The 9,328-nt window shown below is 69.0% G+C and carries 9 protein-coding genes; 6 read left to right on the forward strand and 3 right to left on the reverse strand.

Annotated features, from left to right (window positions below):
* Positions 1-39: 39 nt before the first annotated feature.
* Both KEG57_RS22330 and KEG57_RS22335 read right to left on the reverse strand, forming a co-directional pair.
* Positions 40-543, reverse strand: a complete 504-nt coding sequence (locus tag KEG57_RS22330; RefSeq protein WP_272421066.1) for a hypothetical protein — start codon at positions 541-543, stop codon at positions 40-42.
* Positions 544-649: 106 nt separating this feature from the next.
* Positions 650-1,315, reverse strand: coding sequence for a hypothetical protein (locus tag KEG57_RS22335; RefSeq protein WP_272421067.1), 666 nt, complete (start codon positions 1,313-1,315; stop codon positions 650-652).
* Positions 1,316-1,881: 566 nt separating this feature from the next.
* On the opposite strand from KEG57_RS22335, the gene KEG57_RS22340 reads away from it, so the two are divergent.
* The 3 genes from KEG57_RS22340 (at position 1,882) to KEG57_RS22350 (ending at position 4,788) form a co-directional block, all read left to right on the forward strand.
* On the forward strand, positions 1,882-2,547 hold the full coding sequence (locus KEG57_RS22340) for a hypothetical protein (protein WP_272421068.1): 666 nt from the start codon (positions 1,882-1,884) through the stop codon (positions 2,545-2,547).
* An 85-nt stretch (positions 2,548-2,632) separates the two neighbouring features.
* The gene (ltaE, locus tag KEG57_RS22345; protein ID WP_272421069.1) at positions 2,633-3,670 is read left to right on the forward strand and encodes a low-specificity L-threonine aldolase; all 1,038 of its coding nucleotides are present in this window, start codon (positions 2,633-2,635) and stop codon (positions 3,668-3,670) included.
* A complete protein-coding gene (locus KEG57_RS22350; RefSeq protein ID WP_272421070.1) occupies positions 3,667-4,788 on the forward strand; it encodes a tetratricopeptide repeat protein in 1,122 nt (373 codons plus the stop codon). The genes ltaE and KEG57_RS22350 overlap by 4 nt, the downstream gene beginning before the upstream one ends.
* Before the next feature lie 9 nt (positions 4,789-4,797).
* Here the strand turns inward: KEG57_RS22350 and KEG57_RS22355 are convergent, their stop codons facing one another.
* The gene (locus KEG57_RS22355) at positions 4,798-5,187 is read right to left on the reverse strand and encodes a hypothetical protein (RefSeq protein ID WP_272421071.1); all 390 of its coding nucleotides are present in this window, start codon (positions 5,185-5,187) and stop codon (positions 4,798-4,800) included.
* Positions 5,188-5,466: 279 nt separating this feature from the next.
* Between KEG57_RS22355 and KEG57_RS22360 the strand changes: the two genes are divergently transcribed.
* The 3 genes from KEG57_RS22360 to KEG57_RS22370 are packed head-to-tail and all read left to right on the forward strand — an operon-like array spanning position 5,467 to position 9,178.
* Positions 5,467-6,150: a hypothetical protein gene (locus tag KEG57_RS22360; protein ID WP_272421072.1), complete on the forward strand. Its 684-nt coding sequence runs from the start codon at positions 5,467-5,469 to the stop codon at positions 6,148-6,150.
* Between the two features lie 51 nt (positions 6,151-6,201).
* A complete protein-coding gene (locus KEG57_RS22365) occupies positions 6,202-7,893 on the forward strand; it encodes an FHA domain-containing protein (protein ID WP_272421073.1) in 1,692 nt (563 codons plus the stop codon).
* A gap of 7 nt (positions 7,894-7,900) precedes the next feature.
* Positions 7,901-9,178 (forward strand): Stp1/IreP family PP2C-type Ser/Thr phosphatase, encoded by a 1,278-nt coding sequence (locus KEG57_RS22370; RefSeq protein ID WP_272421074.1) that lies wholly within the window; start codon positions 7,901-7,903, stop codon positions 9,176-9,178.
* The last annotated feature ends 150 nt before the right edge of the window (positions 9,179-9,328 follow it).

The following is a 9,328-nucleotide window of genomic DNA, read 5'->3' on the forward strand; positions in this document are numbered from 1 at the left end:
TGCGTCAAGCAGTGCCGAGCGGACGGACGGCGGCCGCCGTCATTCGCAGCCCATTCCCTCGGCGGGCAGGCCGCAGGTGGAGAGCCAGTCGAGCAGGATTTGTTTGTCCGCTTCGGGGAGCGTGGCCATGAGGGGCATGAAGCCGCTCTCAACGACCTCGGCCATACGCACGAAGCGGGGCTTCGTGGTCATGCCATGGGGCAGGCGGGTGTCCTCGTACGTGAGCAGCGAGTAAGGCGCGTTGTTGAGCGGCGGCGATTGGTGGCAGCCGTGGCAGTGCGTTTGGAGGACAGTGAAGACGTCGCAGGGGAAATCGCCGGTGGCCGGCGTGTCCTCGCAGGTCGGGCCGGCGTCGCCGCCCCCGCCGCCGCCCGCGCCGCCGCCCCCGTCGCTCGTCGGGAGGGGAGGGATCGGAGGGCTGCCAGGCGGGACACATTGCCCGCCGAGACAGCCTTCTTCGAGCTCCGCGGTGCACGCGGGGCCGAGGGCGGCGAGGAACGAGAGCAAGGCGAGCGGCGCGAGTCGACGAGAAAGAAGAGGCATTGCGGGAGAATAGCGCAACCGGGCGGGCGTCGGGGGGTGGCTTTCTCGGGGGAAACACGCCACGCACCCCGCTCGCCCGGGTGCGAGGGCCGTCTATCTCACTTGCTCACTTGCAGGGCTCGGACATCGCGATCGTGTGCTTGCAATGCTCATCCGCCGCATCCGCGTCGGTCGCCGCCACCGAGAGGTGATAGAGGCGGCACTCGGTCGTATTGCCGCCCGTGAAGTTCGCCGCGTTGTACGGCATGCCCGCGGCCGTCCACGCCATGCACGACGTCATGCATTCGCCCTCCTGCGGCCACTCGGTCGGGCAGGTCTTCACGGCGAGCGAGCAGAACGCCTCGCAAAGCGAGCCGCACATCGCGCCGCCGCTCGGGCCGCCGTGCGGGCAGTGCTTCGCCGGATCACCCGTCGCCGCGCTCGTGTGATAAACGCGACACTGCATCGTGTTGCCGGCCGCGTCGTTGTCCTTGCCGTCGGCCGGGAAGCCCGCGCAGCTGCCCATGCAGCTCGCCTTGTCGGCATACTGCTGGTATTCGCCCGCGCAGTTCGTCGCGATGTCCGTGCAATATTTGTCGCAGTCGACCGCGCTCGCGCCGCCACCCGCGCCGCCCGCGCCGCCCGTACCGCCCGCGCCGCCCGTACCGCCGGCCGCACCGGAGCCGCCCGTACCGCCGGAGCCGCCGCTGTTCTCATCGCCGCAACCCGTGGCCGCGATGAGCGAGGTGGAGGCCAGCAAAGCACCCAGGAAAACAAGGCCATGTTTGGTCATGTAAAGCACTCTCTCCGTTCCGACCAGAACGTCGAGCCTGGGGCGTCCTCCGTGCGAAATTCGCTCGCAAGCGGAGCACGTCCATGGCGAAAGGAGGTCGGAGTCCCTCGCATACGCGCAGCGGGACGCGGCGGTTCCATGTCTCGATGTCCGCGATCCGCGCGCGAATTTCGAGTGGCAGTGATTTTGCTCACGGTCTCCGGGGGCCCCGATTTCCTGCTCATCGCAGCGGCATAAGGTTGACACCGGAGGCGCGTCGATTCTCTGCGGTATCGTAATGCGAATCAGGTGCAGCCGGTAGAATCTGAAAAGAATGGAGTCGGCCAGAGGGTGGCTCTTTCCGCGACGGGAACTGCGACTGCTCACTGGCTCTACCGTATCCGCGCCGCACACCGATCCGACCTGCGCGATCCGGGAAATGCAATCGGCGACGGTCGCATGGCAAGAGCTGCTCGCCCGGTGCCGATTCCCGACCGTCCAGACTGTCGTCATTCGTCCGGGTCGAGCGTCAGGCGTACATGGCGGAGCCCCGGCGTCTGGTCCGGCGATTGCTCCGAATCCTGAACATGTCGACGCGGTCCTCGCCCAGCAGGAACGTTCTCGCCACGAAGAGCGAAGGCACGAACGACGCGGCGCCCGTCTCGTCGAACCGGGGCAGCGGCATCCGTCGCGTGGTCCTCCCCGAGCCGTTGCCGCCGCCGAGCGAAGGGCTCGCCGCGGCGCTGTCGTTCCTCGAGGGCGTCGCCTCGCGACGGATGTGCCGGGAAGAGCTGCGCTCGTGGATCGACCGGAACCTCGTGCACACGGGTTACATGGCCCGTCCCTGGCGCATCCAGGAGCCGCTTTTCGGCGCCTTGCCCGCCGACAAGCACTGCAGCGCGTTCCTGCCCGAGATCCCGCCGACGGACGAGACGGCCGCGATCCTGGTCCGCACGCGCGCGCGCGTGGTCGGGTACCTGCGCGGGCTGCTCCAGTCGCCGGTCGACGACCGCTTCCTTTCGGCCGCGATCTTCGCGGGTCGGGTCCGTCGGGTCGTCGTGGGCGATTCGATGCAATGGGTGCCGCGCCCGCGCAGCCACGACATCCTGAGCGACATCGTGATGAGCCTGTTCGTCTCCGACATTCTGGGCCAGCGGGAGTTTTACGCGCAAAACCTGTGCATTTGCGACACCTGCGGCCGCGTGCGTTTCGACCCCGAGCCGCCTCAGCGCGACAAGTGCTTCTTCTGCTAGTTCGCTTGCGCGGCGTCTGCCCGTAACGCGCTGCCGCCCACGAACAAGGCGTTGCCATGCGCGCTATTCCGGGTGAAGTAGGGGCATGATCGATCTGCGCTCGGATACCGTGACGCGGCCCACGGCCGCGATGCGGGAGGCCATGGCCCGGGCCGAGGTGGGCGACGACGTGTACGGGGAAGACCCGACGATCGCGCGCCTCGAGACGTACACGGCCGAGATCACCGGCAAGGCGGCGGCGCTGTTCGTGCCGAGCGGGACGATGAGCAATCAGATCGCCCTGCTCTGCCACACGCAGCGCGGCGACGAGGTGATCATCGGCGAAGGCGCGCACTGCGCGTTCTACGAGTCGGGTGCAGGCGCGGCTTGGTCCGGTGTGCAGTTCGAGATCGCCGGGCGCGGCGGTCTGTTCAAGCCGGACGAGCTGAAAGAGGTCATCAAGCCGCCGTACGACTACCACCCGCGGCCGCGCGTGGTCGCGCTGGAGAACACGCACAACCGAGCAGGCGGTCGGGTGTTTCCGCAACACGACGTGCTCGCGATCGCGGAGGTCGCGCGGGCACACGGGCTCGCGATGCACCTCGACGGGGCGCGCGTGTGGAACGCGTCGGTCACGTCGGGGCTCTCGGTCGCGGAGCTGTGTGCACCGTTCGACACGGTGAGTGTTTGCTTCTCAAAAGGTCTCGGCGCGCCGGTGGGATCGGCGCTCTGCGGCGACGCGCAGACGATCGTACGCGCGCGTAGGTTCCGGAAGATGCTCGGCGGCGGCATGCGGCAGGCCGGTGTGCTCGCCGCGGGCGCGCTTTACGCGCTCGAACATCACCGCGCGCGGCTCGCGGAGGATCATGCCGCTGCACGCGTGATCGGCGCTGCGATCCGCGAGGTGTCCGGGGCGTCCGTGCGCGAGGTGGAGACGAACATCGTGCAGATCGATCTGCCCGTGGCGGCCGACGAGCTCGTGGCGGCTGCGCGCGCGCGTGGTGTGCTCGTCGGCGCATCGGGCGCGCGGCGCGTGCGCGTGGTGACGCACCTCGATCTGCCGGCCGCGCGTGTCTCCGAGGCCGCCGCTGCGCTCGCGGATGCAACGCGCGAGGTCGTCACGCGAAAGGCGACGCCGACGTGAGCGCGCGGCGCGCCTTCGGGTTTGTCCTCGCGTGGTGGCTCGTGGGGTGCGGGCCGAGCCTCGGCGACGCGTACGAGCGCTCGTTCGCCGCAGGGCAGAGGGCGCATCACGCGGGGCGCTACGAGGACGCCGCGAAGAGCTACGAGGAAGCCGCGCGTGTCGCCGAGCGCGTGAAGGATCGCGACGAGGCTCTCTTCCTCGTGGCGCGCATGCACGAGCGGCGCGGCGCGCACGCCGAGGCGAAGGTCGCGCTCCAGAAGCTCGCCGAGACTTCACCGGATGGGCCACGCGCAGGCCGCGCCGCCTTCGAGCTCGCCGATCTCGAGATCGAGCACGGCGACGCGGAGCGCGGATACGCGATGCTCTTCGACGCGACGGCGAAGCACACGAAGAACGGCCTCGCACGGAGAGCGGTGAAGCGACTCGTGGAGCACGAGCGCGAGCGCGGCGGCGACGAGGCGGTGCTCGCGTGGGCAAAAGGCCCGGCGCGGATCCTCCGGAACACGGACCTCGAAGAGAACGTCGACTACGAAACGGCGCTCGCGCTCGAACGGCTCGGGCGCCTCGCGGAGGCCCGCGATACGCTCGTCGCGCTCTCGCAAGCGCATCCGTACCCGTTCGGGACGCTGACGGACGACGCGCTCTGGCACGCGTCGCTGATCGAAGAGAAGCTCGGGCGCTACGAGGCGGCGATCGATCATCTGCGCACGCTGCTCGCGGTGCGCGAGTCCTCGCACCTCACGGGCAGCTACGAACGTCCGCGGTATTCACCGGCGCAGATGCGCGTGGCGGAGCTCTACCGCGATCGACTGCACGATCATCGCGCCGCGCGCCGCGAGCTGCACAAGGTCTACGCCGATCATCCGACGTCCGTCCTGCGCGACGACGCGCTCTGGGCCGAGGCACGCCTCGCGCGCGAGGACGGCGACGCAGGCGAGGCTTGCGACCTCGCCGAACGCTTGCGCAAGGACTTTTCCGACTCGCGATACGCGCGCTGCGCGCACCTCGTCTGCGACGAGATCAGGCCCGCGCCGAACGAAAAGCCGTGCGCGGGCTACATCGAGCGAGAGGCGAGCGGACAGAAGGACGAGGCGCCGGCGGATCCCGGGGAAAACTGACGGCGAGCGTCAGTCCTCCTCGTCGTCCTCTTCCTCGAGCTCCTCGTCTTCGTCGTCGTCGAGGTCGTCGTCGTCGTCGTCGACGTCGTCGTCCTCGACCTCCTCCTCGTCCTCTTCTTCACGCTGCTCGTACTTGAGATCGATGCCCATCTCGCCGAGCTGCGTTTCGAGGAGCTCGAAGAGCTCGTCGACGTCGTCGCCGCTCCACTCGTCGAGGACGTCGGTCAAGAATTCGAAGAAATCACCGCTGTCGAGCCGACGCTCGATCTCTTCGACCTGCTCCTCGCTGAACGCCTCGAGGACGTCCTCGCGCAGGGCCTCCGTATCGCCTTCGTCGATCGCGTCCGCAGCGGAGAGGCGGATCTGCTTAACCGCACGCTTGTCGAGGTGGATCTCCATGAGCGTGGCTCCGTTTAGGCGACCAACCATGGCGACGTCAAGCGCGCCGATGATCGGCGAAAAGGTTTCCGAGACGTTGGCGCAGGCGCGCGCCGCGTCAAGGCGAGAGTCCCGGAGTCCGGCATGACCAGGTGCCCCCCGCCCGTCGCGTCGGGTCGCGCCTTCCTCGGCCTTGCCCGGAGCGGAAAGGGTAGGGGTCGAGAGGTCCCGCCCCCGCCGGGCGCCCCGGCGCGCGCGGCGGGTTGCGGGCTCCCGCGCACGCGCGTAGCGTGAGCGCCGGTGAGCGCGCAACGGCCCTTCGGTCTGCTCCTCTGCGCCTCTCTGCTCGCCGCCTCCGGAACGGCGCGTGGTGAGCCGAGCGCCTCGCTGCCTCCGGCAAACGAGCCTTTGCGCGTCCTCGGGGGCGTCCGTCCACCGCCGCTCCACGTCGAGTACTTCCAGTACGGCGTGGCGATCGTGGCCGAGACGAACCTCGACGCCGGCGCGGTCTGCGCACCCGAAGGTGGAAAGGCCGCGCCGTGTATCCTGGGCGGAGCCGGGGGGCTCGCGATCCGCGGCGGATATCGATCCGCCGGGCCCTGGTACATCGGCGGCGCCTACCAGTTCGCGAAGATGGACTCGAGCAATCTCTATCGGCTCGGGATCTTCCAGCAGCTCCGCTTCGAGATGCGCTACCTGCCGGACTTGGGGACGCGCGCCGCGCCCTACGCTTCCTGGGGGATCGGGGCGCTCGCATACGGGAACGAGTGGGGCGTCGAGACGGGCGGCGGGCTGCTCTTCGGGGGCCTCGGCGTCGAAATCGAGCTTTCCCGGGTGGCGATCCTCGGCTTCGGTCTGGTCTATCGACCGATGCTCATCGCTGGATGGACCGATACGGCGGGAGCAGTCCGTGCCACGGGCGTGGCGCACTTTCTGGGGGCCGAATTCCAGTTCGAGCTCCGCAGCGAGATCGGGCGCAGGTAGCTCGAGCGGGCCGCGGGGCGCGGTTTTCGTGTCGAGCTTGCGCTCGGGCACTTGACTCGAAAGCGCCTCCGCGGTCCTCTCGCGGCTGTGATCTGCGACGTCTGCGGTCGTGATAACGAGGGCAACCTGACGTTTTGCCTGGATTGCGGCAGGCGCCTCCGGACCCAGGGGCGCGGCGTCCCGCCCACGCCGCCCCACGGCATCGAGCGCGTCGAGCGCGCTGCCGTCGCCGAGGTCCGCAGCACGGACGACACGCCGAACTCCGCCCCCGCGATCGCCTCGAACCCCGCTCCCTCAGCGAACCCGACATCCGGCAGTCCGACATCCGGCAGTCCGACGTCCGGCAGCCCGACGTCCGGCAGCCCGACGTCCGGTAGCCCGACGTCCGGCGGCTCGGCTTCGTCTCCGAAGCCCTCGGCGCCGCGCTCCAGGCCCGAAGCGCCCGCGCTTCAGTTCACCGTCTCGTTCGGCGCCGAGGCGATCACGACGTGCCCGAGCTGTCGCTCGTCGAATCCGCCCGGCTATCGCTTCTGCGTGACGTGCGGCGCGTCGCTCGGGCGTCCCGCCTCGACCGCTTCGAGCGAAGCAGCCGTCGTACGTCGCGCGCCGGAGTCCGAGCCCGAGCCCGAGTTTTTCGCCGCGCCCGTGGCCGCGCCGCCGGAGCCGTCTCCGTCGCTGCCCGCGGCTGCTCCCACGCAGCCTCCCGCGCCCACGCCGATCACGGAGGCCCCCGCGGCCCGGCCTACGCTTCCCCGTTCGGTCGTCGCGCCGAGCGCGGAGAGCGCGCCGGCCACGAGCCCCGACGATGCGGGCGACAAGATCATCGGCGCGCCCGTCGTGGGCATTGCGACGACCCGGACCGGCCCTCCGCGGCTCGTCCGTTGTGCTCGCTGCCACGGTCATTCCGCGGAGGGCATGCGCTTCTGCAAGTATTGCGGCGCGCCGCTCGACGAGGGGGAGAAGGCCGCCCGTGCGGAGGCCGAGCCCACGTTCACCGAGCCCGTGACCGCGGGCCGCAGGGACGAGCGGCTCGTGTCCACCTTCGTGGCGCCCGCGCCGGCCTCGCCTTCGGTGACGCCGAGTGGTCGCGTCCAGACCGGCCGGCTCGTCGTGATCGTGGAGGATGGCAGCGAAGGCAAGTCGTTTCCGCTCGTGGACCGCCAGGTCGACGTGGGCCGGACCGAGGGAGACATCCTTCTGCCGGACGATCTGTACGTCTCCCCGCGGCATGCGCGCCTCCTGCCCCAGGGTGGTCACTGGATCCTCCGGAATCTTCATTCCACGAACGGGGTCTACCGGCGCATCCGGGAACCGCACGCGCTGAAAGACGGCGACTTGCTCCTCCTGGGCCTCGAAGTGTTACAGTTCGAAACCGTGAACGACGCGGAGCGAGGGCTCGGGCATGCAACCCAGCATGGGACCCTGTTGTTCGGGTCTCCCTCGACCCCGCGACGCGCACGGCTCTGTCAGCGGACGGTCGAGGGGGTGACCCGCGACGTGTACCATCTGTTCCGGGACGAAACGGTGATCGGGCGAGAGGTGGGAGACATCGTTTTTACGGCAGATCCGTTCCTGTCGAGACGGCACGCCGTCCTTCGTAGGAGCTCGATGAGCGGCGAGTTCACGATCACGGATCTGGACTCTTCGAACGGCACCTACGTCGCGATCCGCTCGGACGTCACCCTCGACAACGGCGACTACCTACGCATCGGCCAGCACCTGTTCCGGGTGGACCTCTCGTAGTGAGCCCATGAGCGAACAAGCCTCCCGAGAGACGCAGCCCGACTCGAACCGCCCCGCGGACAGCGCCGAAGGTCTACCCGGCGAGCGGAAGCTGAAGAAGTCCGCTCCGATCAAGCTTCGCTTGTTCGGCCGCACGGACGTGGGCCAGGTACGCGAGCACAACGAGGACAACTTCATCGTCGCGGACCTGACGAAGGCGAGCCGCGGCTTGATGGAGACCGACCGGAACCAGATCGTCGGCGAGCGCGGCGTGCTCCTCGGCGTCTGCGACGGCATGGGCGGCGCGGCCGCCGGCGAGGTCGCGAGTCAGCTCGCGGTCGACATCATCTTCCAAAAGATGATCTCGGGCGAGCCGCCGAAGGATCACGACGAGATCGCGGCGAGGCTCGTGCACTCGATCGAGTCCGCGGGCCTGCGCATCTTCAGCGAGGCGAAGCTCGATCGCACCCGGCGCGGCATGGGCACGACGTCCACCGTGGCGGCGCTCGTCGACGATCACCTCTTCATCGGCCAGGTCGGCGACAGCCGCGCGTACATCCTTCGCGGCGACAGGCTCGTGCAGGTCACGCGGGATCAGTCGCTCGTCAACCAGCTCATCGAGGCCGGTCAGCTCACCGAGGAGGAGGCCGAAACCTTCGAGCACAACAACATCATCCTGCAGGCGCTCGGCACCTCGGACAGCGTGCAGGTGGACCTCACGTTCGTCGAGCTCAAGCGCGGCGACACGCTGCTGCTCTGCTCCGACGGTCTCTCGGGCATGGTGCGCAACGAGGAGATCCGCGAGGTCCTGCGCACGATCGATGATCCGCTCGAGGTCTGTAAGACCCTGACCGATCGCGCGAATCAAGCGGGCGGTCACGACAACATCACCGTCGTCGTGTCGAAGTTCGAGGGCGAGGCGCTGCCCGAGCCGACGGAGGAGGACATCTCGGGGCTGCGCTACCGCAAGTACCAGCTCCCCGAGCCGATGCCGCCGAGCTCGCTCAACGCCCCCGATCCGAGCCGCCGTGTCAAGGAGCTCGATCAGCCGAAGATCTCGGTGCCGCTCACGCCGCTGCCCTCGTCGTCCTCGTCCGAGGGGCACCGCCGGGAGAGCGACTCGGAGCGGCGGGAAGAGCCCTCGAAGGACGGAGAGGGTCCATCTTCGTACGGGCCGCGTTCCCACGGCTCGGACGATCCCATCCACATCCCGACCGACGGCGCGCCGCAGTGGCTCATCGTGATGATGATCGCGAGTGCGCTCGCGTGTATCACGATCGCCGGGTACTACCTGCTCAAGCCCTAGAGCATCGACGTGCTCGGAAGCGCGCGAAGCGAGCTTCCCTCGGGGGGTGAATCGTCCGGGCTTTGCCCGGACGAGAGGGGGACGCGAGGCGTCCCCCTCGGGACAAAAGAGCTAGAACAGCGAGCGGTTTACAACCGCGCGATGTTCTAG

It is taken from the genome of Polyangium jinanense, assembly GCF_028435365.1.

Excerpts from the sequence above, each read along its gene's own strand:
- KEG57_RS22355 (WP_272421071.1), bottom strand. The coding sequence starts at position 5,187 with ATGGAGATCCACCTCGACAAGCGTGCGGTTAAGCAGATCCGCCTCTCC.
- KEG57_RS22330 (WP_272421066.1), bottom strand. The coding sequence starts at position 543 with ATGCCTCTTCTTTCTCGTCGACTCGCGCCGCTCGCCTTGCTCTCGTTC.
- ltaE (WP_272421069.1), top strand. The coding sequence starts at position 2,633 with ATGATCGATCTGCGCTCGGATACCGTGACGCGGCCCACGGCCGCGATG.
- KEG57_RS22335 (WP_272421067.1), bottom strand. The coding sequence starts at position 1,315 with ATGACCAAACATGGCCTTGTTTTCCTGGGTGCTTTGCTGGCCTCCACC.
- KEG57_RS22340 (WP_272421068.1), top strand. The coding sequence starts at position 1,882 with ATGTCGACGCGGTCCTCGCCCAGCAGGAACGTTCTCGCCACGAAGAGC.
- KEG57_RS22370 (WP_272421074.1), top strand. The coding sequence starts at position 7,901 with ATGAGCGAACAAGCCTCCCGAGAGACGCAGCCCGACTCGAACCGCCCC.